Source organism: Xanthomonas sp. NCPPB 2250, from assembly GCF_056725265.1.
The window spans coordinates 3,653,499-3,678,640 of sequence record NZ_CM161520.1 but is presented as its reverse complement, the minus strand read 5'-3'; the positions used below and the strand labels follow the sequence as shown (position 1 = coordinate 3,678,640).

The following is a 25,142-nucleotide window of genomic DNA, read 5'->3' as shown; positions in this document are numbered from 1 at the left end:
GCGCGCACCGCGCCGCGCCCGATGCGACCCCGCCGCGCGCCGAGCGTGCGCCGTGAACGGGTCGATCCGCGATTACGACCTGCTGGTGCTGGGCGGCGGGTCCGGCGGCCTGGCCACCGCCTTCCGCGCCGCCAGCCATGGCGCACGGGTGGCGATCCTGGAGCCGAGCGCGCTCGGCGGTACCTGCGTCAACGTCGGCTGCGTGCCGAAGAAGGCGATGTGGCTGGCGGCGGATCTGGTCGAACGCATCGACCTAGCGCGCGCAGTCGGCTTCGCCATTCCCGAGGCCACGCTGTCGTGGGCGGAACTGGTGGCGCATCGCCAGGGCTACATCGGCAACATCCACGCCAGCTACCGGCGCCGGCTGGATGCCGACGGCGTGGTGCTGATCCCGCGGCGCGGTCGGTTGGTCGATGCGCACACCGTCGAATGCGACGACGGCGTGCGGGTCAGCGCCAAGCACGTGGTGATCGCCACCGGCGCGCACGCGCTGCGGCCGAACATCGACGGCGCCGAGCTGGGCCTGGTCTCGGACGACTTCTTCAACCTGTGCGAGGCGCCGCCGCGGGTGGCGATCATCGGCGGCGGCTATATCGCGGTGGAACTGGCCGGGCTGCTGCAGGCGCTGGGCAGCCGGGTGGAACTGTACGTGCAGGGCGAGCGCCTGCTTGAGCGGTTCGACGCGGAACTGGCACGGCAGCTTGCCGACAACCTGCGCCACCAGGGCGTGCGCCTGCATTTCGGTTACCGCGCCAGCGCCTTGCGCCGCAGCGGCAAGGGCCTGTGCGTGGTCGATGCGCAGGGGCAGCCCGGCGAGCGCGTCGACAAGGTGTTCTTCGCGATCGGGCGCCGGCCCAACACACGCGACCTCGGCCTGGAAGCGCTGGGCGTGCGCCTGGGCGACAAGCACGAGATCGTGGTGGACGCGTACCAGAACACCGACGTACCGGGGCTGTATGCGATCGGCGACGTGGCCGGCAGGGTCGGCCTGACCCCGGTGGCGATCGCCGCCGGGCGCAAGCTGATGGACCGCGTGTTCGGCGACCGGCCGCAGGCGCGGCTGGACTACGAGAACGTGCCCAGCGTGGTGTTCTCGCATCCGCCGCTCGGCCAGGTGGGATTGGGCGAGGAGCAGGCACGCGAGCGCTATGGCGCCGACGCGGTGACCGTGTACCGCAGCAATTTCCGGCCGATGCTGCAGGCGCTGGCCGATTCGCCGCAGCGCAGCCTGTTCAAGCTGGTGTGCGTGGGCGCCGAGGAGCGCGTGGTCGGCTTCCACCTGCTCGGCGACGGGGCCGACGAGATCCTGCAGGGCTTTGCGGTGGCATTGAAGCTGGGCGTGACCAAGCAGCAACTGGAAGACACCGTGGCGATCCATCCGACTTCCGCCGAGGAAGTGGTGCTGATGCGCTGAGGTCGCGGCGATCCGGCGGCTGGTTCGCTGTGGCGCCGTAGAATGGCGGCATGCACGTGTTCTCTTCTCCCTGCCGCGGCGCTGCGCGATGAGCGCGCCCGGCACGTCCGCCGCCGTCGCCCCCACCGCCACCCAGGCCAGCCTCGGTGGCGTGCTGCTGGCCGCCGGCGGCGCGATCGCGTTCTCGGGCAAGGCCATCATCGTCAAGCTCGGCTATCGCTACGGTGTCGATGCAGTGACCCTGCTGGCCTTGCGCATGCTGGTGGCATTGCCGTGCTTCGCGGCGATGGCCTTGTGGGTAGCGCGCCGCGCGCCGCCGCTGCAGGCGGGCGACCGTTGGCGGATCGTCGCCCTGGGCGTGCTCGGCTACTACCTGGCCAGCTTCCTGGACTTTCTCGGCCTGGCGTACATCACCGCGACCCTGGAGCGGCTGATCCTCTATCTCACCCCGACCCTGGTGCTGCTGATCGGCGTGCTGCTGTGGCGGCGACGGCCGCAGCGACGCCAGCTGTGGGCGCTGGCGTTGAGTTACCTGGGCGTGTTGCTGGCGTTCGGCCACGACCTGCAGATCGGCGGCGCGCGTACCGCCTGGGGCAGCTTGCTGGTCTTCGGCAGCGCGCTGGCCTATGCGGCCTATCTGGTCGGCAGCGGCCAACTGGTGGCGCGGGTCGGCGCGGTGCGGTTGACCGCCTACGCCAGCCTGGTCGCCTGCGCGCTGTGCATCGCCCAGTTCCTGCTGCTGCGGCCGCTGCACGCGCTGGTCCTGCCGGCACCGGTTTATGCGCTGTCGCTGCTCAACGGCACGCTGTGCACGGCGGTGCCGGTACTGGCGACGATGCTGGCGGTGCAGCGCATCGGCTCGGCGCTCGCGTCGCAGATCGGCATGCTCGGCCCGGTCTCCACCATCGTGCTCAGCGTGATGGTGCTGGGCGAGGCAATGGGGCCGTGGCAGATCGCCGGCACTGTGCTGGTACTGGGCGGGGTGCTGCTGGTGTCGCGGCCGGTGCGGGCACGGCCGGCATGAGTCCACGGCGGCCGCCCGCAGCGCGCGCGTCGGCGCCGGCCGCGACGGCGGCGGCCGAGGCGCATGCGCGGATCCTGGCGACGATCCGGGCGATCCCGTCGGGCCAGGTGCGCGGCTATGGCGAGGTGGCGATACTGGCCGGGTTGCCGGGACGCGCGCGCCTGGTGGCGCGCCTGCTCGGTGGCAACACCGACGCCGCGCTGCCCTGGCATCGGGTGCTGCGCAGCGACGGCCGCATCGCCTTTCCGGAAGGCTCGCGCGGCTATCGCGAGCAATGCCAGCGCCTGCGCGCCGAGGGCGTGGCGGTGCAGGGCGGACGGGTGAAGCGTGCGCTGGCGCCGGCGCGCGATCTCGATGCCGAGGTCTGGGGGCCTCGGTAGCGAGGCGCGCCAGAACTGCGGGGCTCGTGTCTCAAAGAGCAGAAGACGCCGGCTGTGAATGGCTTAGCCCCTCTCCCCACGGAGAGGGGTTGGGGTGAGGGTAGGGGTGCGAAGCGCATGCGGTGTTTCGACTGCACGAGGCTGCGCCCTTACCCTCATCCGCCCCTTCGGGGCACCTTCTCCCGGAGGGAGAAGGGACGTACAAGCCCCTCTCCCCGCGGGAGAGGGGTTGGGGTGAGGGTCGGGGCGCGAAGCGCATGCGGTGTTTCGACTGCACGAGGCTGCGCCCTTACCCTCATCCGCCCCTTCGGGGCACCTTCTCCCAAGGGGAGAAGGGACGTACAAGCCCCTCTCCCTGCGGGAGAGGGGTTGGGGTGAGGGTTGGGCGCGGAGCGCGTGTGGTGTTTCAACTGCATGAGGCTGCGCCCTTACCCTCATCCGCCCCTTCGGGGCACCTTCTCCCGGAGGGAGAAGGAGGTACAAGCCCCTCTCCCTCCGGGAGAGGGGTTGGGGTGAGGGTTGGGCGCGAAGCGCGTGTGGTGTTTCAACTGCACGAGGCTGCGCGCCGTACCCTCATCCGCCCCTGCGGGGCACCTTCTCCCAAGGGGAGAAGGGACGTACAAGCCCCTCTCCCCGCGGGAGAGGGGTTGGGGTGAGGGTACGGACGCGAAGCGCATGCTGCATGTTGACTGCGCGAGGCTTCGCCCGCGCCCTCGTCTGTCTCTTCGGCGCACCGCGCTCGCAATACCTCTTGGAAGAGCGTCGTTGGTCATGGCATGCCGCTGCATTGGTTGGGGTGCATGCTCTGGCGAGCGGCTATGATGGGGACAGTTGCCACGGACCCGACCATGTTCCCCAGACTTCCGCCCGTCACCCAAGCGCTGCTGATCGGCAACGTCGTGGTATTCCTGCTGCAGATGCTGCTCGGCACGGACACGTTCGCGCCCTTTATGTTGTGGCCGATCGGCGCCTTCGATGCGTTCTCGCCCGGGCAGAACTTCCAGCTCTGGCAGTTGCTGACCTACGGCTTCCTGCATGGCAGTTTCTCGCACCTGCTGTTCAACATGCTGGCGCTGTACATGTTCGGCGGGCCGCTGGAGCAGACCTGGGGCAACAAGCGCTTCCTGACCTATTACCTGGTCTGCGTGGTCGGTGCCGGCCTGTGCCAGTTGCTGGTCGGCTGGTGGATGCTCAGCAACGGCAACGAGCCGTATCCGACCCTGGGCGCTTCCGGCGGCATCTTCGGCCTGCTGCTGGCCTTCGGCATGCTGTTCCCGAACCAGCGGGTGGTGCTGCTGTTCCCGCCGATCCCGATGAAGGCGCGGACCTTCGTGATCGTGTTCGGCGCGCTGGAGCTGCTGATGGGCTTCACCGGCTGGCAGCCGGGCGTGGCGCATTTCGCGCATCTGGGCGGCATGTTGTTCGGCTGGCTGATGATCCGCTACTGGCGCGGCCAGCCGCCGTTCGGCAAGCGCAAGCCGCCGCGCCCGCGCATCGTGCGCTGAGCGAAAACGCCTGCCGCTGCTGCGCGCCGCAAGCGCAGCGCCGGCGACACGTTTTCCCGACCCCTGAACGCAAGACGGCGCGGTTGCCCGCGCCGTCTTGCTGTGTATGCCTGGCCGGCGGCTAGCGCCGGCACCGGCTCACGGCCACAGGTGGATCTGTTCGGCCTCGCTGCGCACCATCGGCTGGCCGGGCTTGCAGGTGAAGGTCGCGGCGAAGGCGGGCAGGTTGGCCAGTGCGCCGTTGGTGCGCCAGCGGCCGGGCGCGTGCACGTCGGCAGTGACCCGCTGCACGGCGTCGGTCGGCGACAACTGCTGCGCCCACAGGCCGGCCCAGGCCTTGTAGAACGCCTGCTTGCCGGCCTCGCTGGCGGTCGGCTGCGCGGCGCTGTAGGCCTGCCAGGCCAGTTCGACGCTGCCGATGTCGGTCAGGTCCTCGTCCTGGGTCAGCGGGCCGTTGACCTTGGCGCCCTTCACGCCGGGGAAGTCGTAGGCGCCGTACTGGGCCGCGGTGCGGGCGGCCAGCGCGTTCCACGCGCTCTTGTCTTCCGGGGTCCACCAGTTGCGCAACTGGCCCTGCGCGTCGACCTGGCTGCCCTTGCTGTCGATGGCGCCGATCAGCTCGTGCGCGACCATCGCGCCGTAGGCACCGTACAGCGCCGCGGCGTCGCCGCCGGCCGCGTACACCGGCGGCTGCAGCACCGCGGCGGTGACGATCAGGCGGTTCTGGGCGATGTCGTAGGTCAGCGCCGGCTGCTGCGGCAGCACGTCCCAGCGGCGGTCGGCGTTGCCCTTGCCGATGCGCTTCATCTCCTCGCGGTGACGCCAGGTGGAGGCGATCAGCATGTTGCCGCCGAAGCTGCCGCGGCCCATCGGCTGCAGGGTGTAGTCGAGGTCGCGGCGCGGGGCGCCGACCTCGATCTTCAGTGCGGCCAGCTTGGCCTGCGCTTCGGTGCGCGCCGGCTCGCTCAGCCAGGTGCTGCGCTTGACCGCGGCGATCTGCGCGTCGCGCACCTGGTCGGCGATGGTCTCGGCCTGGCGGCGGGTGTCGGCCGACAGGTAGCGGGCCACGTACTCGCGGCCCAGCATCGGGCCGGCGGCGACGTTGATCGCGTCCAGCACCTGCGCCCAGCGCGGCGGCGGCGCGACCTGGCCCTGCAGCACGCGGCCGCGGAACTCGAAGCTGGCGTCGCGGAAGCTCTTGGACAGGTAAGGCGCCATCGCATCGCCCACGCGCCAGCGCAGGTAGGCCTTCCACTGCTCGGGCTTGATGCTGACGATCATGCCGTCGAGCTGCTTGAACATGTCCGGGTCGGCCATCGACACCAGGTCGTCGTTGACGCCCTGGGCCTTGAGGAAGGCGTCGAGCTGCAGGTTGCGGTACTGCTTGTTCAACTCCTTGGTCGAGATCGGCGCGTAGTTGTTGAACGGGTTGTTGATGCCGGACAGCGACTTGGCGCTGCGCGCCAGCGCGGTCTCGATCTGCAGCACCGACTGGGCGTCGGCCTCGAGGCGGTCGGCCGGGGTGCCGGTCAGGGTCAGGATCTGCTTGACGTAGGTGCGGTAGCGGCCCATCAGCGCCATGGTGTCGGCGTCGGTGCGGGTGTAGAAGGCCGGGTCGGGCAGGCCCATGCCGCCCTGCATGAAGTAGCCGATGTGGCGGTCCAGCGCCTTCAGGTCGACGTCGGCGCCGAAGTTGAACGCGACCGGGATGCCGATCTGGTGCAGCGCGGCGATCGAGGCCGGCACGTCCTTGGCCTTCTTGATCGCATCGATGCGGCCGAGCAGCGGCGCGATCGGGTTGGAGCCGTCCTTCTCCACCGCGGCCTCGTCCAGGCCGCTGGCCCAGAAATCGCCCAGCGCCTTCTGCACCGCGTTCTGCGGCGACTGCATGGAGGCGTCGAGCAGGTCGCGCTGCTGTTGCTGGGTGCGCTCGGCCAGCTGGCCCAGCGCGGTGACCGCGCCCGTCTGCGGCACCGGGTTCTGCTTCAGCCAGTCGGCGTTGGCGTCGTCGTAGAAGTCGCTGCAGGCGGCGCTGATCGGCGGGGCCTTGGGCGCGGCGGCGCGCTTCTTCTTGGGCGCGGCATCGGCGGCGGAGGCGAGGGCGATCAGGCCGAGGGCGACGGCGAGGGCAAGCGGACGGGCATTGGGCATCGGGAACGCATCCGGTCAGGATTAAAGTCGGCGGAGTTTAACAAGGCGCGGTGTGCAACTGTGGCGATGATGCGCGTCCACGTCCCCATCGGATTCAGTGAGGGACGCCGGCGACCACGGATACGGTCGGCCGGGTAGGGCGGCCGGCATCGCCACCGCCGTCGCAGGCCGACGCCCACGCAAAGAAAAGGCCCGGACAAGCCGGGCCTTTTCGCGGGACGGCAACGACGTCGTCGCTTACCAGATCACCACGCGCTTGTCGCCGCTGCGCACCATCGGCGCGCCCGGCTTGCACTGGAACGCGGTGGCGAAGGCCTCCAGGTTCGACGGCGCGCCGATCGCGCGGAACTGCGCCGGGGCGTGCGGATCGGTGGTCAGGCGCACCATCGCGTTCTGCGGGGTGTACTTGGTGCGCCACACGGTGGCCCAGTTGATGAAGAAGTTCTGGTCGCGGCTCATGCCGCCGACCTTCGGGTCGTCCTTGCCCTCGGTGGCCTTCTTCATGGCGTCGTAGGCGGTGGTGATGCCGCCCAGGTCGGCGATGTTCTCGCCCAGGGTCAGCTTGCCGTTGACGTGCTTGCCGTCGACCTCGTAGCCGTCGAACTGCTGCACCAGCTTGCCGGTGAGTGCGGAGAACTTCTTGGCGTCGGCCGGGGTCCACCAGTTCTCGAAGTTGCCGGTCGGCCCGAAGCGCGCGCCCTGGTCGTCGTAACCGTGGGTCATCTCGTGGCCGATCACCGCGCCGATGCCGCCGTAGTTGAACGCGTCGTCGGCCTTGGGGTCGAAGAACGGCGGCTGCAGGATCGCCGCCGGGAACACGATCTCGTTCTGCAGCGGGTTGTAGTAGGCGTTGACCGTCTGCGGGGTCATGCCCCACTCGGTCTTGTCCACCGGCTTGCCGATCTTGCTGAGGTTGTACTTGTAGTTGAACGAGGTGGCGGCGCGCACGTTGTCCAGGTAGCTGTCGCGCTGGGTGCTGAGGCTGGCGTAGTCGCGCCACTTGTCCGGGTAGCCGATCTTCGGGGTGAAGGTCTTCCACTTGTCCAGGGCCTTGGCCTTGGTCTCGTCGCTCATCCAGGTCAGCTTCTCCAGGCGCGCCTTCAGCGCCTGGCTCAGGTTCTCGACCAGTTGCTGCATCTTGGCCTTGTCGTCGGCCGAGAAGGCGACCTTGACGTACATCTGGCCCATCGCCTCGCCGGCGCCTTCGTTGATGCTGCCGAGCACGCGCTTCCAGCGCGGCTTCATCTCGGCCTGGCCGTTGAGTTCCTTGCCGTAGAAAGCGAAGTTTTCCTGCGCGAAGGCGTCGCTCAGGTACGGCGAGGCGCTGTCCACGGAGTGGAAGCGCAGGTAGGCGCGCCACACCGACGGGTCGGTGTCGCCCAGCGCCTTGCTCACTTCCTGGTGGAAGGCCGGGATCGCCAGCGAGAACTTCTCCGGCACGGCCACGCCCTGCGACTCGAAGAACTTGGTCCAGGGAAAGTTCGGGGTCAGCTTGTCGGCGTCGGCCGGGGTGACCGGGTTGTAGGACAGCTCGGCGTCGCGCGAGAGCTGCTCGCTGGACTTGGACACCTTGGCCAGGCGCGTTTCCAGCGCCACCACGTCCTGCGCCTGCTTGGCCGCGTCGGCCGCCGGCACGCCGGCCAGCTCCAGCACCTTGGCCACGTGCGCCTGGTAGGCCTTGAGCTTGTCCTGCTTGTCGGCGTCGAAGTAGTAGCTGCGGTCGGGCAGGCCGAGGCCGCCCTGCATGGCGTAGGCCATGTTCATCGCCGAATTCTTGAAGTCCGCCTCGGCGCCGAAGCCGAACAGGCCGTTCTCGCCCTTGGCCGCGCTCTGGCGCAGGTACTCCGCCACCGCCGGGCCGTCCTTGAGGCCGTCGATCGCGGCCAGGTCGGCCTTCAGCGGCGCGATGCCCTGGGCGTTGATCTTGGCTTCGTCCATGCCCGAGGACCAGAAGTCGCCGACGATCTTCTCCACGCCCTGCGGGTTGGCCGCGGCGGCGGCCTGTTCGGCCAGTTGGTGCTGCGCCGCGACCGAGCGCTCGTCCAGGATCGAGAACGCGCCCCAGCTGCTGCGGTCCTTGGGGATCTCGTTGGCGGCCAGCCACTTGCCGTTGACGTAGCCGTTGAAGTCGTCGCAGGCGTTCTTGCTGGCGTCCAGGTCGTCGACGTTGAAGGCGTTGTAGGCCGGCAGCTTGCTGGTGTCGAGCTTGAGGTCGGTCGACGCCGCGGCCGGGGCGGCGGCCGGCGCGGACTTGGCGGCGTCGGCGGCGGGCGCGGCGCTCTCGGGCTTGTTGCAGCCGGTCAGCGCGGCGCTCACGGCCAGGGTCAACAGCAGCATCTTGGGATTGCGAAGGGTCACAGGCAGGCTCCAGGCCGACGTGGATAAAGGAATGGCCCGCACGGGCCGTGGCGAGACTCTACGCCGCCACTGCAGGTTTCAGGGGTGTCGAAGGTCATGGGTGGCCCTGGCCATTGCGCCGCAGGACGGCGTCGCCGCCTGCCGTCGGCAGGCCCGCCGGCGCTGGCTTACCATGCGGCCATGACCCGCGAACCGCCATGCGATGCCCTGATCGTCGGCGCCGGCCACAACGGCCTGGTCTGCGCCGCCTACCTGGCGCGGGCCGGCTGGAAGGTGACGGTGCTGGAACGGCGCGGCGTGGTCGGCGGCGCCGCGGTGACCGAGGAGTTCCACCCCGGCTTCCGCAACTCGGTGGCGTCCTACACGGTGTCGCTGCTGCAGCCCAAGGTGATCGCCGATCTCGACCTGGCCGGGCACGGCCTGCGCATCGTGCCGCGCCGGCGCAACAACTTCCTGCCGTTGCCGGACGGGCGCTACCTGTTGACCGGCGCCGGCCACACCCAGGCCGAACTGGCCAAGTTCTCCGCGCGCGACGCCGCGCGCCTGCCGGCCTACGAGGCGCGGCTGGAGCGCATCGCCGACGTGCTGCGCGCGCTGGCGCTGCAGCCGCCGCCCAACGTCACCGACGGCGGCTGGCTGCAGGCACTGCCCGAACTGCTGCGTGCCGGCCGTCTCGGGCGCCGCCTGCATGCGCTGGATGCGGAGCTGCGCCAGGACCTGCTGGACCTGTTCACCATCTCCGCCGCCGAGTATCTGCAGCGCTGGTTCGAGAGCGACGCGGCGCAGGCACTGTTCGGTTTTGACGGCATCGTCGGCAACTACGCCAGCCCGTACACGCCGGGATCGGCCTATGTGCTGCTGCACCACGTGTTCGGCGAGAGCAACGGGGTGAAGGGCGCCTGGGGTCATGCGCTGGGCGGCATGGGCGCGATCACCCAGGCCATGGCCCGTGCCGCGACCGCGGCCGGCGCGCAGATCCGGACTGATGCCGGCGTGCGCGAAATCCTGGTCGAGGGCGGACGCGCGGTCGGCGTGGTCACCGAGCAGGGCGAGCGCCTGCGGGCGCGGCACGTGGTCGCCAACGTCAATCCCAAGCTGCTGTACGAGCGCCTGCTCGATCCGGCGCACGTGCCGGTCGCCACCCGCGAGCGCATGGCGCACTGGCGTTGCGGTTCCGGCACGTTCCGCATGAACGTGGCGCTGTCGCGGCTGCCCAGTTTCAGCGCGCTGCCGGGGCCGGGCGACCATCTCACCGCCGGCATCGTGCTGGCGCCGAGCCTGGACTACATGGACCGCGCCTACCACGACGCGCGCCGGCACGGCTGGTCGCGCGAACCGATCGTCGAACTGCTGATTCCCAGCACCCTGGACGATGGCCTGGCGCCGCCCGGCCAGCACGTGGCCAGCCTGTTCTGCCAGCACGTGGCGCCGCAGTTGCCGGAGGGGCGCAACTGGGACGCGCACCGCGACGAGGTCGCCGATCTGATGATCGCCACCGTCGAGCGCTACGCGCCGGGCTTCGCCGCCTCGGTGCTGGGCCGGCAGGTGCTGAGCCCGCTGGATCTGGAACGCACCTTCGGCCTCGTCGGCGGCGACATCTTCCACGGCGCGCTGAGCCTCAACCAGTTGTTCAGTGCGCGTCCGATGCTCGGCCAGGCGGCGTACCGCGGTGCGATTCCCGGCCTGTTCCTGTGCGGCTCCGGGACCCATCCCGGTGGCGGCGTGACCGGCGCGCCCGGCCACAACGCGGCGATGGCGCTGCTGCGCGGCTGAGCGGCGAACCGCAACGGCAGGACAAAAAAAACCCTGGCATGGCGACCAGGGCGAGGGAAAGGCGCGGCGCGTGCAGCGCGCCGCGCGCGCCACGGCGGCGCGCCGTGGCGTTGTCTGCGTCAGCGTCAGGGCGCGCCGGCCTGCGCGGATGCGCTCGGTCGTGTCGCGGAACCGCCCAGGTGCGCGTCGAAGAACCCCAGCATCCGGGTGTAGAGGTTGAGATTGTTCTCCTCCTTGTAGAAGCCGTGGCCTTCGCCGGACTGCACGATCACGCCTTCGGGCGGATGCCCGGCCGCCTGCAGCGCCTTGGCCAGTGCCTCGGTGTGCTCCGGCGGGCAGCGGTCGTCGCGGGCGCCGGCGGCGAGGTAGATCGGCAGCGTCAGCGCCTGCACGTGGTTGATCGGCGACATCCGCTCCTGCTCGGCACTGGTGCTGCCGAAGGCGCGCAGCAGATAGCGCCTGCCGCTCTCGCTCTTGCTGGTGTCGCTGAGCCGCAACTGGATCTTGGCGTCGTACATGCCGACGTAGCCGAACGCGCAGCGGAACAGCCCCGGCGCGCGCACCGGCGCCATCATCGCGGCGTAGCCGCCGAAGCTGCCGCCGTAGATGCAGATCCGCGTCGGATCGGCCAGGCCCTGCTGGATGGCGTACTGGGTGCCGTCGACGATGTCGTTGAGGATGCCGCCGTCCCACTGCCCGTAGGCGCGGTCCATGAACGCCTTGCCGAAGCCGCCGGAACCGCGGTAGTTGAGTTGCAGCGTGGCGTAGCCGCGGCTGGCGAACAGTTGCGCCTCCGAATGGAAGCCCCAGTTGTCGCGCGGCCCCATCGGTCCGCCGTGCACGTTGACGATCAGCGGCAGGTTTTTCGCCTGCGCTCCGGCCGGCACGGTGAGGTAGCCGTGGATGCGCAGCCCGTCGCGCGCGGTGAACTGGATCGGCGTGATCGTGGCCATCTTCGCCGCATCGATCCAGGGCCGGCTCTTCATCAGGAAGCGCGCCTTGCCGGTGGCGCGCTGGTACAGGTACAGCTCGCCGGGATTCTGGTCGCTGCGCACGCTGACCACGATGGTGTCGCCATTGCGGGTGGCGCTGGCGAAGTCGACGTACTGGCCGGGAAAGGCCGCGGCCAGGCTGGCGTACAGCGCCGCGTCCGGATGCGCCTCGTCGATCAGCTTGACCTGTGGGGCGCCGGCCTCGGTGACCACCGCCAGCGCGGTGTCCGAGCCGTCGGTGGCGTTGATGGTGCGCGCGACCTCGCTGGTGGGGTCCTGGAACAGGGCCACGAAGCCGCCGCTGCGCGGATCCAGATAGCCGAACGCGCCGGGCGCCTTGCCGTCGTCGCGGGTGGCATAGACGCGGCCGTTGGCGGTGGACCAGGCGATGTCCAGGCGCGCGCCATCGGCCTTGCTGGCGTTGATGAGCTCCCACTTGCCGTCCTTCAGCGCGTACACCTCGCTATGGCTGTCGTAGCCGGTGTCCTCGTCCTTGTCGCTCTGGCAGGTGGCGAACGCGGGCTGCTTGGCCGCGTCCAGGGCGATGGAGCAGTTCGTCTTCGGCGCGCGGCCCAGCGACTTGCGACGCCCGCTGAGGGTGTCGATCATCACCACCTCGGTACCGGCGCCTTCCGAGGAGCGCGGGTAGCGCACCTGCATGATCACGTTCTGCTCGTCGTCGCGCAGCGTGTCGAGCAGCGCGAACGATTCGCGGCCGACGCTCTTGCCGCGCTGGGTGACGCCCTGGGTGCCGTATTCGATCAGGGTGCGCGGCTGGCCGCCGTCGGCGTCGACCGCGAACCACTCGCCGGTGCCCATCGGCCGTTCGAACGAACCGACCTTCTTGACCGCGGTGAACAGCAGCCGCTTGCGGCCGGTCCAGTAGAACGCGCCGACGCTCTTGCCGTCCGGCAGCACGTTGACCTTGATCGGCTTGAGATCGCGCGTGCCGAGCACGGTCAGCACGTCCTGCTCGCCGCGGTCCACGGTCAGCGCCAGGTATTCGCCGTCCGGCGAAATCTTAACCGCGCTGTAGGTGGGACGTTTGACGAAATCCGCAATGGGCGGGGGAGCCGCCGCGGCGATGCCGACGTGCAGGCACAGCCCCAGCGCGCAGAAAGCAACGAGTCGTTTCACGAGAATCCTTTTTGCGTGATTGAACACAGCGAGAGCCCGATGCCGGGCTCTCGCTGACCTCCAGTGCGCGTGGTGCGGCTCAGCGGAAGCGGTACTGGAACTCCGCCGCCACCTCGCGGCCGTACGGGCTGTAGGCGCGCCAGAAGTACGGATACGTGTTGTAGCCGCTGTCCTTCGGGTGGGTCTTGTCGAACACGTTGTTGACGTAGAAGTTGACCGTCAGCTTGTCGGTCAGCCTCTTGCCCACGTTGGCGTTCCAGATGAAGTACGGCGCGATGCGGCCGGTCTCCTGCCAGTTCGGCAGGCTGCCGTAGCGGATCATGAACACCGCCGCCTGCCAGTCGTTCTTCTGCCAGGTCGCGGTGGTGCGGATGCGGCTGCGGAAGTCGAAGTTGCCCAGGTCGTCGCGGTAATCGAGGATCGGATCGCCCTTGAACTCGGCCGACTTCTGCTCGAGGGTGTGCGAGTAGCCCACCTGGAAGCGGAAGTCGCCCAGACGGTCGGTGTCGAGGCGGTAGTCCAGCGACGCATCGATGCCCTTGGTGCCGAGGAAGGCGCGGTTGATCGGACCGCGGCGGATCTCGGTGATCTGGCCGTCGTTCGGCGTGCCCGGCGCGCTGAGGCGGGTGACCCGCGACAGCATGTCGTTGCAGAACGCCGAGCCCGGCGCACCCAGGGTGAACGGGTTGCGGTTGCGGGTCAGCCCGGTCACGCAGCCGGCTTCGCCGTCGAGGATGTAGGTGGAGGTGATGTCGGCCACCACGTTCTTCAGGCGGATGTCGTAGTAGTCCGCGGTGACCGACAGGCCGTCGAGCACGTCCCACACGAAGCCGGCGGTCCACGACGTGCCGGTTTCCTCGGACAGGTTGGTGGTGCCCTGGCGCACGCCGTACGCGGTGTAGTTCACCGTGGTGTCCGAGGTCGGGCACTGCGCCGCGGCGCGGCCGCTTTCCAGGCAGCGACGGGTGTCGAAGATGCTGGAGAACGAACCGCTGCGATCGGCGAACACGTAGTGCAGGTCTGGCGCGCGGAAGCTGGTGGAGTAGGAGCCGCGGAACAGCAGATTGTCCAGCGGACGCCATTCCAGGCCGGCGTTCCAGGTCTTGGCGTCGTCCACCGCGGTGACGTCGTCGTACTTGTCCAGGCGTCCGGCCAGATGCGCCTTCAGCGAGCTGAGGATCGGAATCGACAGCTCCACGCCCAGCGCGTAGCGGTCGCGCTTGCCGCCGCCGCCGGTGCCGGTGAGGTTGTACGGACGGTCGGTGCCGGTGTAGTCGGGCAGGATGCGCGGGTCGGCGTTGAGCTTGTATTCCTGCTGCGAGGCTTCGACGACGCCGGCGAAGCCCAGCGCGCCGGCCGGCAGCTCGAACAGGTCGCCGGAGAGCACGAAGCTGCCCTGGTTGACGTGCGAGTTGGCGTCGGTCTTGACCGTGGTGCTCAACGCCGCGAACTGGTCCGGGGTCAGCGCGCTGTAGTAGCGCTGCTGGTTCAGGCGATACACCGGATAGGTGACGCCGCCGACCACGCGGGTGCCCAGTTGCTGGCCGAGGAAGTAGTCGTTGACCGCCGAGGCCATCAGGCGCGGACGATCGACCTTCACCTTGTACTCGGCGCGCGACAGGGTCAGGTCCCAGTCGAAGCGGTCGCCCAGCTTGCCGCGCAGGCCGGCGGCGAAGTCGTAGGACTTCTCCTTGTTGCGCGCCATCAGGTGCTCGACGCCGCCGGCTTCCTGCGGGGCGAACACGCGCTGCGCGTCGACCAGCGCGTTGAAGCCCGGATCGAACCACAGCGCGCCATTGGTGCGGCCGGACCAGAACTGGGTGCCCGAGGTGTACTTGGACTCGGACGACCAGGCCTGCAGGCTGGCCCAGCCCTGCATGCCGCCTTCGAAATCGAAGGTGCCGTAGGCGTAGCCGGACAGGTCGTTGTTCTCGTTGCGGATGGTCTGGTAGGCCGGATCCTTGAAGGTGCCGCAGGCCTGGCCGAGGTTGGTGATGGCGCCGGCGGCGCTGGCGGTGCGGTAGTTCCAGCGCACCCACTCGTCGCCCAACTGTTCGCAGGCGCCGGCCGGCGGCGCGAAATAGGAGTTGGTGGTCGAGCCGGTCCGGCGGCGCACGCGCATGGTGCCGGTCGGCTGGATGCCGACGAAGGCCGGCGGGAACGGGTTGTCCAGCGCCGAGTCCATGAAGTCGCGCTGATAGCCGTACAGCGGCTCGCCGGCGGTGTACTCGAAGGCGTAGGTCAGGCTCCAGCGGTCGCCGGTCTTGCCGCCGATCCACTGGAAGTCGCCGACGTCGCCGCCGCCGCGGGTCAGGGTGCTGCCGCGCAGCTTGACCAGGTCGCCCTCGTAGTTGGTCTTGAGGATGACGTTGACCACGCCGGCGACCGCATCGGAGCCGTAGATGGCCGAGGCGCCGCCGGCGAGGATCTCGATGCGATCGACCGCCGCGGCCGGGATGTTGCCGAAGTTGGCGAAGTTGCTCTGGCCGTTGTACGGCAGCGGGTAGTCCGCGGCGCGGCGGCCGTTGATCAGCAGCAGGGTACGGCCGGGGCCGAGACCGCGCAGGTTGATCACGCTGGCGTTGGGGGTGAAGCCGCCCTGGAACAGCTCGTTCTGGGTGGAGCCCGAGGCCTGGGTGAGCGTGCTCAGCGCGTCGAAGACGGTGTTGAAGCCTTCGCGCTCGATCTGGGTGGCGGAGATGATGGTGACGGGCGAGGGGCCCTCGACTTCGGTGCGCTGGATGCGCGAACCGGTCACCGTCACCTTCTCCAGGGTATGCGCCTTGGCGCCGGTGGCCTCGGTCAGTTGTTCCGTTTCCGATTCCTCGCTCGGGGTCTGGCTTTGCGCCAGCGCCGATGCGACGGGCAGGGCCAGAATGGCGGACACAGCAACGACCAGAAGACTCCGCTTGGGAGTCGGTGCTTTGACTGACATTGACAAATTTCCCCTAGATGCATGTGCAGTACCCGGGTCCCTTCCTGGACAGGTACGTGTAGAGAGTGTGAGGTCCGTTTCACGTTTCTTGACCGTAGCATGAACGAATCGGAAAAGTAACGAAAAATTTGCGTTACATGACATGTTTTTGAAGCGGGCTTGCTGTAAAGGCGGTCGCCGCGGCGGGCGCACCTGGACGCCACGTGATGCAAGCCCTTGTCGCCGCGTCGTTTGCACCAGGGCGAGCCCGTTTCGCTCCGCGCTCGCCCTGCGGCCGGGGTGTGCGCCGGTGGCCGGCGGCAGACACCGCGCATGCGCGCGAATGCTGCACTGCAGTCATAATCGGAGACCGCCGCGCCTGCCTGCGTGCCGCCGCGGCCAGCCTTCCAGGGGAGATCGGGCGCATCCATGAGCGAACAGGTTCAGCTCTACAACCAGGCCATCGCGGCGCTCAACCGCAGCGACTGGCCGCACGCGCTGCGCATCGCCCAGCATCTGCTGCAGGCCTTGCCGCAGCATCCGGGCGTGCATTTCGTCGCCGGCGTGGCGGCGCTGGAGTTGCAGCAGATGCAGGTCGCCGCGGTGCATCTGCACCGGGCCGCGACCCTGAATCCCGAACGCGCCGACTACGCGGCGCAACTGGCGCGGGTGCTGGCGATGGGGCGGTTCCTGCAGGATGCGCACCGTTTCGCCGATCAGGCGATGGCGCTGCAGCCCACCGATGCGCATACCCTGGACACGCTGGGCGTGGTCTACAGCCAGGTCAACGAACATGCCGCCTCGCTGCAGGCGTTCACGCGTGCGGTGCAGGCGGCGCCGCAGCAGGCCAGCTTCCGCTACAACCTGGGAACCTCGCTGCTGTTCTCCGGACGGCTGCAGGAGGCCGAGGCCGAATACCGCGCCTGCCTGGCGCTGGAGCCGCGCTACTGGAAGGTGTATCTGTCGCTGTCGCAACTGCGCAAGTGGACGCCGGAGGAGAACAACCTGGCGCTGCTCGAGGCCGCGCTGGCGTCGGCCGGCGACGATCCGGACGCGGTGCTGCACCTGAACCTGGCGCTGGCCAAGGAGCACGAAGACCTCGGCGACTACCGCGCGGCGTTCCGCGGTTACGTGCAGGGCAAGTCGGTGCACAAGCGTGCGCGCGGCTACACCTCCGAGCGCGATGCGCGCCTGTTCGAGGCTCTGCATCGCAGCTTCCGCGCCGATGATGCGCCGGTGGCGGGCTTCGAGAGCGAGGAGCCGATCTTCGTGATCGGCATGCCGCGCAGCGGCACCACGCTGGTGGACCGGATCCTGTCCAGCCATCCGCAGGTGCACTCGGCGGGGGAACTGCAGAACTTCTCGGTGGTGCTCAAGCGCCTGACCGGCACGCCGTCGCCGGAGATCCTCGACGAGGCCACGCTGAGCCAGGTGCAGGGACTGGACTGGCGCGCGCTCGGCCGCGGCTATGTCGAGTCCACGCGGCCCGGCACGGCGCTGAAGCCGCGCTTCGTGGACAAGCTGCCGCACAACTTCCTCTACGCCGGCCACATCGCGCGCGCCCTGCCGAAGGCGAAGATCGTGTGCCTGCGGCGCGATCCGATGGACACCTGCCTGAGCAATTTCCGCCAGCTGTTCGCGCTGTCTTCGCCGTACTACGACTACTCGTTCGACCTGATGGACGTCGGCCGCTACTTCCTGATGTTCGACCGGCTGATGGCGCACTGGAACGCGGTGCTGCCGCAACGCATCCTGCAGGTCGACTACGAGGATCTGGTGAACGCGCAGGAGCCGACCACGCGCCGCCTGCTGGCGTTCTGCGGCCTGCCGTGGGACGACGCCTGCCTGCGTTTCGAGCAGAACCAGGCGCCGGTGGCGACCGCCAGCGTGGTGCAGGTGCGCACGTCGATGACGCGGTCCTACATGGGCCGCTGGCAGCGCTACGGCGAGGATCTGGACGAGCTGAAGGCGCTGTTGTCGGCGTTTTATCCATAGCGACTCGACGGCCCGGCTTGCGGTTGCCGGCCGCGGTCCTGGCCGCGCGTCGCGATGCCTGCGCGTGCCTTGTCGCGCACCGGCGCTGACGAGCGCAACGGCGCGCAACTCGGCCGTCACGCATGTGGTTGGATGAGCGATGCCGCGTCCAGCACATGGCGCCGACGTGCCGGACTGGATGAAGATCCCGGGGATCGCGCCGCCTGCCGGCTGTGGCAGGCGAGGGTAGGGTTGCCATTTCCGCGATTCGCCGCGCAAAAAAAAACCCACCCTCGCGGGTGGGTTCTTTCATTGCATGCGCGCGTTCTTACTTGCCGAACGAGTAACGCATTTCCAGGTAGTACGCACGGCCGTACACATCGAAGTTGTATTCGTTGTACGCCCACTGCGCGCTGCCCGGGTAGGACTTGTCCAGCGGCGGCATCTTGTTGAACACGTTGGTCATCATCAGCGACAGCTCCATGCCCTCGAACGCCTTGTAGGTCACGCTGGCGTTGTGGGTGATGTGCGACGGCAGCTTGCCGGCGCGCGGGGAGGCATAGCCGGCCGGTGCGACGGTCGCCGCGTAGTTCGGGGTCTTGTCGAACCAGCTCGCGTACCAGGTGGTCGAGAACTTGCCGATGTCCCAGGTCAGCGAGGCGTCGGCCTTGCGCTTCGGGTCGGTGCTCCAGTACGGATCGTTCAGCAGGTCCACCGGCGTATCGCCCGTGTAGCGCACGTACTTGTGGCGCAGGTTCTCGCTGTAGCTGGCGATGGTGCTCAGGTCGCCCCAGCGGCCGAAGTCGTAGCCATAGCGGAACGAGGCGGTGACCGCTTCCAGCTTCTGGTTGGAGACGTTGATCTTCGGCGTGTAGATGTTGGTGATCTGGCCGGCGGCGTTGCGGGTGACCTGGGCGAACGTGGCCTGGCACAGCGCCGAGGCGGCATCGTCGATGCCGGCGCGGCAGCGGTAGTCCTGCAGGCTCAGGCCGTCGGCGCTCTGCTGGGTGACCTCATCGCTGATGTCCCAGTTGAGGTAGTCGACGGTCAGCGCCATGCGGTCGACCGGCGACCACACGAAGCCGGCGCTCCACACATCGGCGTTGATCGGCTTCAGGTCCAGGTTGCCCGACTGCGTCCCGCGGAACTGCCGGCTGGAGAAGGCCGCCGGGCAGTTGTCGGTGTTGCCCGGCAGGTAGCCGCGGCGCGCGCACTGGTAGTAGTCGACGACGCTGTTGTAGTAGCCGCTCTGGCCCTGGTACAGGTCGGACAGGGTCGGCGCGCGGAACGCGGTGCCGTACTTGCCGCGCAGCAGCAGGGTCTCGAACGGGCGGTACTCCAGCGAGATGCTGTAGGTCGGCTTGTCGATGGTGCGGCCGCTGGCCTTGAACGCATCGTAGCGGCCGGCCAGGGTGATGGTCAGCGGGTCGAACACCGGCATGCGCAGTTCCGAGGTCAGCGCGTAGCGGTCGCGCTGGCCGCCGCCGGCCACCGAGGTCAGGCCCCAGACCTCGCCGTTGAGGATCACCGGATCCGGCGCGTAGTCCCACTTCTGCTTGCCGTACTCGCCGACCACGGCCAGGCCCGCGTCGCCGCCAGGCAGGCTGAACAGCTTGCCGTTGGTGGCCTGCACGCGAATCATGCCGTCGGAGGTCTTGCTCTTGTTGGTGGCCTGGCCGGTGAAGCTGGCGAAGTCCGCCTGGCTGATCGGCGAGTAGAACGCGGCATAGTTCGGCGAGTACACGGGGTAAGTGTCATACAGCGGATCCAGGCCGAGCTGCGGGCCCAGCACGCGGTTCACGAAGAACTGGTCGATCGCGTTCTTGTAGCGGACCAGCTGACGCTCTTCCAGCTTGTACTGGGTGTAGGTGACGCCGGCATCGTAGTCCCAGCTCGACTGGCCGAGCTGGCCCTGGGCGCCGAAGGTCACGCGTACCGAGTCGCTCTTGTTGCGGCTCATCGTGTCCTTGATGCCGTTGATGCCCATTTCTTCCGGGGCGAACGAGCGCTGCAGGTTCAGCAGGTCGCCCACGTTCGGATCGTAGTAGTAGCCGAAGTCGGCAGCGGTACCCCACCAGATGTAGTTGGAGCCGGCGTTGTACTTGACCTCGTCGTGGCTGTAGAGCACGTCGCCGTACAGCTGCACGTTGTCGTTCAGGTCATGGGTGCCGTGCAGGTAGGCCTGCAGCGACTTGGTGCCGCTGTCCAGGGTGCGGTAGCCCGGGGTGTACTTGGAGCCGCAGTAGTACTCGTCGCCGAAGCCGCGGCGCTGCTGCTTGGCGATGGTGCCGCCGAACAGGCCGGACACGTTGTTGCAGTTGTTCGGGTCGAGGAACTTGTAGCTGGTGAACGGGCTGTAGACCAGGAAGTCGCGGCTCGGCAGCTGGGCGTTGTAGCCCTGGGTGTTGAACTGCTTGGTCTGGCTGCGCTGATAGGCCCAGATCGGATCCTTCTCTTCATACTGCACGCCGCCCAGGATGCTGGTGCGGCCATCGGCCGAGGTCCAGCCGTCGGCGAAGGTGGTGCGGAAGTTGCTGCCGCCGCCCTCGGAGAAGCCGCCGCCGCGGATGCTGAACACCGCGCCGTCCATCTTCTTCTTGAGGATGACGTTGATCACGCCGGCGATCGCATCGGAGCCGTACAGCGACGACTGGCCGCCCGGCAGGATTTCGATGCGGTCGACCAGATCGATCGGAATGCCGCTGATGTTGTTGAACGTGTCGCTGCCGTTGTACAGCGCCGGATAGTTCGACATCGGGCGGCCGTCGATCAGGTACTTCACGTAGCCCGGCGGCAGGCCGAACAGGCTGACCGTCTTCGCGCCCTGGGTGAAGGTGCCCGAGCTCTGCCCGCCCTGCACGCCGCCGGTGGCGAACGAGCTCTTCTGCAGCACGTCGGCGACGGTGCTGAAGCCGCGCGCCTTGATCTCTTCGGCGTTGATCGTGGTGACCGGGGTGGCGGTCTCGATCTCGGTCTGCGGAATCAGCGAGCCGGTGACGGTGATCTTGTCGAGATTCGTCGCCTTGTCGGTCTTGTCATCGGTCGTGGCGTCCTGCGCGAAGGCGGCGAACGCGGCCGGAACAAGCATGGCGGAGGCCAGCGCGGCACTCAGGTGGCTGTGCTTGAAACTACGAGTATGACGAGCAGTCATCTTTCTCTATCCCCGAAAATCAATCGATAAGGCGAGGGGCCTCGTGCCGCGACATGTGCCTTGAAAGTGGGGTCGCATCCTGCGACCAACCCAAACGTAACACGGACTTAACGCAGTTTGTACGTGGCTGTCACTTTTTTCGTCTACAAGCGAAAACTGCGGCGATCGAGCCGCTAATTTCGGTAAACGCCGGGCCATGGCGCCCGCGTAGACAAATTCCGCGCTGCTTTGCACCATTACGGGGCGTTGTTTATTCACACTTATGAATGGTGCGGCGTCGGTACTGGCCGGGCGTTGGAAGGCTTGCGCCCACTGGGCCGGATCGACCTCCCGTCGACGCGGCACAGGCGCAGGCGCACCATTTCGGTGAGCACATCTCTCCATCGTGGGGCGTGGGACTGCTGGCGGTCCCGCCAGCGGCGTGGCGCGCCCCGATCCCGGCGCCTGTGTCGCGGGTGACCGTGGCGGAGGTCGCCGAAGGGCGAAAAGCCGGTTGTCGCCGACGCCGGGCGCAATTTGCGCAAAGTCGCCAGCGCTCGCGTCGCCCGCAGTGCGGGACCCTGCACCGGCACACTTGTATAGTCATGTGTCTGTGCGGCCCGCGCCGCTGCCGCTGCCCGCGGCGCCGTGTGCGGTCCATGGTTTCCTTTCCGTCGCGCGCATGCCTGGCCTGCGTCGCCGACGCTTTCTTGTTGAGTTTTCCGATGACCGATCGCCCGCGTCTCCCCGCCCACGCCGTCCAGCCCAAGCTCGCCCCGCACCCGCGCATCCGCAATGTCGTCGCCGTCGGCTCCGGCAAGGGCGGGGTGGGCAAGTCCACCACTGCCGTGAACCTGGCCCTGGCCCTGCAGCGCCAGGGCGCGCGCGTCGGCGTGCTGGATGCCGACGTCTACGGCCCCAGCGTGCCGGCGATGCTCGGCCTGAGCGGACGCCCGGACAGTCCGGACGACAAGAGCATCGAGCCGATGCGCGCCTTCGGCATCGAGGCGATGTCGATCGGGCTGCTGGTGGACCAGGACACGCCGATGATCTGGCGCGGCCCGATGGCGACCTCGGCGCTGACCCAACTGTTCGCCGACACCCTGTGGGACGACCTGGACTACCTGCTGATCGACCTGCCGCCCGGCACCGGCGACATCCAGCTGACCCTGGCGCAGAAGATCCCGGTGGCCGGCGCGGTGATCGTCACCACCCCGCAGGACATCGCCACGCTGGATGCGAAGAAGGCGCTGAAGATGTTCGAGAAGGTCGAGGTGCCGGTGCTGGGCATCGTCGAGAACATGGCGGTGCACACCTGCAGCCAGTGCGGCCATGTCGAGCACCTGTTCGGCGAGGGCGGCGGCCAGCGCATGGCGCAGCAGTACGGCGTACCGCTGCTGGGGTCGCTGCCGCTGGCGATCGCGATCCGCGAGCAGGGCGATGCCGGCACCCCGGTGGTGGCCGCGGCACCGGACTCGGCCGCGGCGCAGGCCTACCTGGCCACCGCGCAGCGCCTGACCGAGGAACTGCGCAAGCGCCCGCGCGCGGCCATCCCGATCTCCGCGGCGTTGCGCTGAGCGGCGCGCGGCGCCTGCCGCGAACGCCCCGCGACCGGCTAGAATCGCCGGTCATTGCGGCCGGCCCCATCGGTCGGCCGCGCTCCCGGCGCGCAGGCTGCGGCCGCCGCCACCGGCATCAGGAACCCCCATGAGCATCAAGAGCGACCGCTGGATCCGCCGCATGTCCGAACAGCACGGCATGATCGCGCCCTACGAGCCGGGCCAGGTCAAGCAGGTCGACGGCCAGCGCATCGTCAGCTACGGCACCTCCAGCTACGGCTACGACGTGCGCTGCTCGCGCGAGTTCAAGGTGTTCACCAACATCAACTCGACCATCGTCGACCCCAAGCACTTCGACCCCAAGAGCTTCGTCGACATCGAGGCCGACGAATGCATCATCCCGCCCAACAGCTTCGCGCTGGCGCGCACGGTGGAATTCTTCCGCATCCCGCGCGACACCCTGGTGGTGTGCCTGGGCAAGAGCACCTATGCGCGCTGCGGCATCATCGTCAACGTCACCCCGCTGGAGCCGGAGTGGGAAGGCCACGTGACCCTGGAGTTCAGCAACACCACGCCGTTGCCGGCGCGCATCTACGCCAACGAAGGCGTGGCGCAGATGCTGTTCTTCCAGTCCGATGCCGACGACGTCTGCGAGACCAGCTACAAGGATCGCGGCGGCAAGTACCAGGGCCAGACCGGCGTGACCCTGCCCAAGACCTGATCTCCCACTCCCTTCTTTCCGACAGCACAAGGAGCGCGCAATGAACGACCCCAATCCCTACCAGGCCCCCGACGCGGCATTGCCGCCCGCGCGGCCGGGCATCGCCGACGGTGAGGTCCTGGCCGGACGCGGCGAGCGCCTCGGCGCGGCGCTGATCGACGGCGTGATCTCGCTGGCGACGTTCCTGCCGGTGGCGGCGCTGACCGGCTATTTCGGCAAGGTCATGGACGCCGCGCGCAGCGGCGTGCAGGTGTCGTTCCTGACCACCCTCGGCTACGGCGTGCTGGGCATGGTGATCTTCCTGCTGGTGCAGGGCTACCCGCTGGCCAAGAGCGGCCAGACCTGGGGCAAGAAACTGCTGTGGATCCGCATCGCCGACCTGGACGGTGGGCAGCCGCCGTTCTGGCGCCTGATCGCGCTGCGCTATCTGTCGACCCAGGCGATCTCGCTGGTGCCGATCGTGGGCGGCATCTACGCCCTGGTGGACGCGCTGTTCATCTTCCGCCAGGACAAGCGCTGCCTGCACGACCTGATCGCCGGCACCCGCGTGGTCAACGTCCGCCGCTGAGCCAGCGGTCGCGACACGGCGCCCCTGCGCCAAGCAGGGGCCGCTCCCGAAACCGGCTAACGCAACGCAGCAGTTAAGAGTGGGAGATCGCTTTCGCGAATCCCCACTCCCAAATCCCCAATCCCGGCCCCACCTACTTGCCGCGGCCGAACAGCATGCCGACGCCGACCGCGACCAGGATCGCCGGCCACCAGGTGGCGATCAGCCGGCCCAGGCTCAGGTTGGTCCAGCCCAGGTTGTTGGCCAGGAACACCAGGCCGATCACGATCAGCACGATGGCGGCGATCACATTGGATTTCATGGAGGCGCGGCTTCCGCAAAAAGGGCGCCTATCGTAGCCGCTGGCGCCACGCCGCAACACGCGCCTGCAGTTCTTCGGCGGGCAGCCGCTGCGCCGCGCCGCTGCCCCACACCGGGCCGGGCCAGGCGGCATCGCCGGGATGCCGCCCCAGCACGTGCACGTGCAGTTGTTGCACCACGTTGCCCAGCGCACCGATGTTGAGCTTCTGGACGCCCGGTTCCTGCCGCAGCAACTGCGAGAGCTGGTTGATCTCGGCCAGCAGCAGGCGCTGCTGGCCACCGTCCAGGTCGATCCACTCGCTGACCTCGGCCACCCGCGGCACCAGCAGCAGCCAGGGAAAGCGCGCGTCGTCCATCAGCCGTACCTGCGACAGCGGCCCGTCGGCGACGAACGCGCTGTCGGCCTGCAGTCGCGGGTCGAGGACGAAGTCGGCCACGCCGCGGCTCAGCCCAGGTGCTCGGCGAGGAACGCCAGGCTGCGTTCGCGGGCGAGCTCGGCGCTGTCGGCGTCGTAGTGGTTCGGGTCCACGTGGCGGTCGAAGCCGTGCCCGGCCGGGTACACGAAGGTCTGCATCTGCGGCAGCTTTTCGCGGTGCTGCTGGATCGACTCCGCCGGGATGCTGCCGTCCTGCGCGCCGAAGTGGAACAGCACCGGCGCCTTCGGCGTTTCGTCGAGGAACTGGGTGTTACGGCCGCCGTAGTAGCTCACCGAGGGCAGGCCCAGGCGCAGCGCCGACAGCAGCGCGACGCTGCCGCCCCAGCAGTAGCCAAGCGTGCCGACCTTGCCGGCCGGCGCCAGCGCCTGCGCGGCCGCCTGCACGATGTCCAGGGCGCGGTCGAAGCCGAGCGCGCCGACCAGCTCCAGGCCCTTGCGCACGCCGTCCTGGTCGTAGGCCAGTTGCGCGTCCTTCTCGACCGGATCGAACAGCGCCGGCGCCAGCACCTCGTAGCCGTGCGCGGCGTAGCGGTCGGCGACCTCGCGGATGTAGTCGGTCACTCCGAAGATCTCCTGGATGACGACCAGGCCGCCGCGCGGCGTGCCCTCGGGCAGGGCGTGCCAGGCGGAAACCTGGCCGTGAGCGGTGTCGAGGGTGGTCCAGTGGCCCATGCGGGGAGTCCTGTGGAGTGGGGGAGCGGCGATTATCCATCGCCCAGGCTAAGCCGGGGTGAGCGGGCGCACAGCCGGTCGCCGCCGCGCCGGCGGCCACGGCCCGGTATACTTCGCGCGCTGTTTTTCTCCCA

General features: G+C 68.7%; 17 protein-coding genes. 9 read left to right on the top strand and 8 right to left on the bottom strand.

The features are described from left to right. Positions 1-52 precede the first annotated feature (52 nt). The 4 genes from gorA to AC1PMG_RS14630 all read left to right on the top strand — a co-directional run bounded on the left by gorA (position 53) and on the right by AC1PMG_RS14630 (position 4,323). Positions 53-1,414 (top strand): glutathione-disulfide reductase, encoded by a 1,362-nt coding sequence (gene gorA, locus AC1PMG_RS14645; protein ID WP_481109363.1) that lies wholly within the window; start codon positions 53-55, stop codon positions 1,412-1,414. Positions 1,415-1,502: 88 nt separating this feature from the next. After that, positions 1,503-2,438, top strand: coding sequence for a DMT family transporter (locus AC1PMG_RS14640; protein ID WP_481109362.1), 936 nt, complete (start codon positions 1,503-1,505; stop codon positions 2,436-2,438). Beyond that, complete coding sequence (locus tag AC1PMG_RS14635; RefSeq protein WP_481109361.1) at positions 2,435-2,818, top strand: MGMT family protein; 384 nt, start codon at positions 2,435-2,437, stop codon at positions 2,816-2,818. Before AC1PMG_RS14640 ends, AC1PMG_RS14635 begins: the two co-directional genes overlap by 4 nt. A gap of 848 nt (positions 2,819-3,666) precedes the next feature. After that, positions 3,667-4,323 carry a rhomboid family intramembrane serine protease gene (locus AC1PMG_RS14630; protein WP_481109360.1) on the top strand — a complete coding sequence of 219 codons (657 nt, stop codon included), beginning with the start codon at positions 3,667-3,669 and terminating at the stop codon, positions 4,321-4,323. A 138-nt stretch (positions 4,324-4,461) separates the two neighbouring features. Here the strand turns inward: AC1PMG_RS14630 and AC1PMG_RS14625 are convergent, their stop codons facing one another. Together AC1PMG_RS14625 and AC1PMG_RS14620 are read right to left on the bottom strand one after the other, a co-directional pair. After that, positions 4,462-6,474 (bottom strand): M13 family metallopeptidase, encoded by a 2,013-nt coding sequence (locus AC1PMG_RS14625; protein ID WP_481109359.1) that lies wholly within the window; start codon positions 6,472-6,474, stop codon positions 4,462-4,464. Between the two features lie 237 nt (positions 6,475-6,711). Further along, positions 6,712-8,811, bottom strand: coding sequence for a M13 family metallopeptidase (locus AC1PMG_RS14620; RefSeq protein WP_481111678.1), 2,100 nt, complete (start codon positions 8,809-8,811; stop codon positions 6,712-6,714). Between the two features lie 201 nt (positions 8,812-9,012). Between AC1PMG_RS14620 and AC1PMG_RS14615 the strand changes: the two genes are divergently transcribed. Next, complete coding sequence (locus tag AC1PMG_RS14615) at positions 9,013-10,605, top strand: phytoene desaturase family protein (protein WP_481109358.1); 1,593 nt, start codon at positions 9,013-9,015, stop codon at positions 10,603-10,605. A gap of 125 nt (positions 10,606-10,730) precedes the next feature. On the opposite strand, the gene AC1PMG_RS14610 is transcribed toward AC1PMG_RS14615, so the two are convergent. Then, positions 10,731-12,734 (bottom strand): alpha/beta hydrolase family protein, encoded by a 2,004-nt coding sequence (locus AC1PMG_RS14610; protein ID WP_481109357.1) that lies wholly within the window; start codon positions 12,732-12,734, stop codon positions 10,731-10,733. Positions 12,735-12,813: 79 nt separating this feature from the next. Further along, positions 12,814-15,621: a TonB-dependent receptor plug domain-containing protein gene (locus AC1PMG_RS14605; RefSeq protein ID WP_481109356.1), complete on the bottom strand. Its 2,808-nt coding sequence runs from the start codon at positions 15,619-15,621 to the stop codon at positions 12,814-12,816. A gap of 456 nt (positions 15,622-16,077) precedes the next feature. Here AC1PMG_RS14605 and AC1PMG_RS14600 point away from each other — a divergent pair, with 456 nt between their 5' ends. Continuing rightward, positions 16,078-17,643, top strand: a complete 1,566-nt coding sequence (locus AC1PMG_RS14600; RefSeq protein WP_481109355.1) for a tetratricopeptide repeat-containing sulfotransferase family protein — start codon at positions 16,078-16,080, stop codon at positions 17,641-17,643. 307 nt (positions 17,644-17,950) lie between these two features. Here the strand turns inward: AC1PMG_RS14600 and AC1PMG_RS14595 are convergent, their stop codons facing one another. Beyond that, entirely contained in the window at positions 17,951-20,710 is a 2,760-nt protein-coding gene (locus AC1PMG_RS14595) for a TonB-dependent receptor plug domain-containing protein (protein WP_481111677.1), read from the bottom strand. Between the two features lie 767 nt (positions 20,711-21,477). On the opposite strand from AC1PMG_RS14595, the gene apbC reads away from it, so the two are divergent. The 3 genes from apbC to AC1PMG_RS14580 all read left to right on the top strand — a co-directional run bounded on the left by apbC (position 21,478) and on the right by AC1PMG_RS14580 (position 23,600). After that, positions 21,478-22,329, top strand: coding sequence for an iron-sulfur cluster carrier protein ApbC (gene apbC, locus AC1PMG_RS14590; RefSeq protein WP_267099148.1), 852 nt, complete (start codon positions 21,478-21,480; stop codon positions 22,327-22,329). A 130-nt stretch (positions 22,330-22,459) separates the two neighbouring features. Further along, positions 22,460-23,032 (top strand): dCTP deaminase, encoded by a 573-nt coding sequence (gene dcd, locus AC1PMG_RS14585; RefSeq protein WP_010340509.1) that lies wholly within the window; start codon positions 22,460-22,462, stop codon positions 23,030-23,032. Between the two features lie 40 nt (positions 23,033-23,072). Beyond that, positions 23,073-23,600, top strand: a complete 528-nt coding sequence (locus tag AC1PMG_RS14580) for an RDD family protein (protein WP_481109354.1) — start codon at positions 23,073-23,075, stop codon at positions 23,598-23,600. 133 nt (positions 23,601-23,733) lie between these two features. Here the strand turns inward: AC1PMG_RS14580 and AC1PMG_RS14575 are convergent, their stop codons facing one another. The 3 genes from AC1PMG_RS14575 to AC1PMG_RS14565 are packed head-to-tail and all read right to left on the bottom strand — an operon-like array spanning position 23,734 to position 25,008. Further along, positions 23,734-23,901 carry a LiaI-LiaF-like domain-containing protein gene (locus AC1PMG_RS14575; protein ID WP_003467495.1) on the bottom strand — a complete coding sequence of 56 codons (168 nt, stop codon included), beginning with the start codon at positions 23,899-23,901 and terminating at the stop codon, positions 23,734-23,736. Between the two features lie 28 nt (positions 23,902-23,929). Then, positions 23,930-24,337, bottom strand: a complete 408-nt coding sequence (locus AC1PMG_RS14570; RefSeq protein ID WP_481109353.1) for an HIT family protein — start codon at positions 24,335-24,337, stop codon at positions 23,930-23,932. Positions 24,338-24,345: 8 nt separating this feature from the next. Continuing rightward, complete coding sequence (locus AC1PMG_RS14565; RefSeq protein WP_152236093.1) at positions 24,346-25,008, bottom strand: dienelactone hydrolase family protein; 663 nt, start codon at positions 25,006-25,008, stop codon at positions 24,346-24,348. Positions 25,009-25,142 lie beyond the last annotated feature (134 nt).

Coding starts and splice junctions, on each gene's coding strand:
- AC1PMG_RS14640 (WP_481109362.1), top strand. CDS start 1,503: ATGAGCGCGCCCGGCACGTCCGCCGCCGTCGCCCCCACCGCCACCCAG.
- AC1PMG_RS14635 (WP_481109361.1), top strand. CDS start 2,435: ATGAGTCCACGGCGGCCGCCCGCAGCGCGCGCGTCGGCGCCGGCCGCG.
- AC1PMG_RS14630 (WP_481109360.1), top strand. CDS start 3,667: ATGTTCCCCAGACTTCCGCCCGTCACCCAAGCGCTGCTGATCGGCAAC.
- AC1PMG_RS14625 (WP_481109359.1), bottom strand. CDS start 6,474: ATGCCCAATGCCCGTCCGCTTGCCCTCGCCGTCGCCCTCGGCCTGATC.
- AC1PMG_RS14620 (WP_481111678.1), bottom strand. CDS start 8,811: ATGCTGCTGTTGACCCTGGCCGTGAGCGCCGCGCTGACCGGCTGCAAC.
- AC1PMG_RS14615 (WP_481109358.1), top strand. CDS start 9,013: ATGACCCGCGAACCGCCATGCGATGCCCTGATCGTCGGCGCCGGCCAC.
- AC1PMG_RS14600 (WP_481109355.1), top strand. CDS start 16,078: ATGAGCGAACAGGTTCAGCTCTACAACCAGGCCATCGCGGCGCTCAAC.
- AC1PMG_RS14595 (WP_481111677.1), bottom strand. CDS start 20,710: ATGCTTGTTCCGGCCGCGTTCGCCGCCTTCGCGCAGGACGCCACGACC.
- apbC (WP_267099148.1), top strand. CDS start 21,478: ATGACCGATCGCCCGCGTCTCCCCGCCCACGCCGTCCAGCCCAAGCTC.
- dcd (WP_010340509.1), top strand. CDS start 22,460: ATGAGCATCAAGAGCGACCGCTGGATCCGCCGCATGTCCGAACAGCAC.
- AC1PMG_RS14580 (WP_481109354.1), top strand. CDS start 23,073: ATGAACGACCCCAATCCCTACCAGGCCCCCGACGCGGCATTGCCGCCC.
- AC1PMG_RS14575 (WP_003467495.1), bottom strand. CDS start 23,901: ATGAAATCCAATGTGATCGCCGCCATCGTGCTGATCGTGATCGGCCTG.
- AC1PMG_RS14565 (WP_152236093.1), bottom strand. CDS start 25,008: ATGGGCCACTGGACCACCCTCGACACCGCTCACGGCCAGGTTTCCGCC.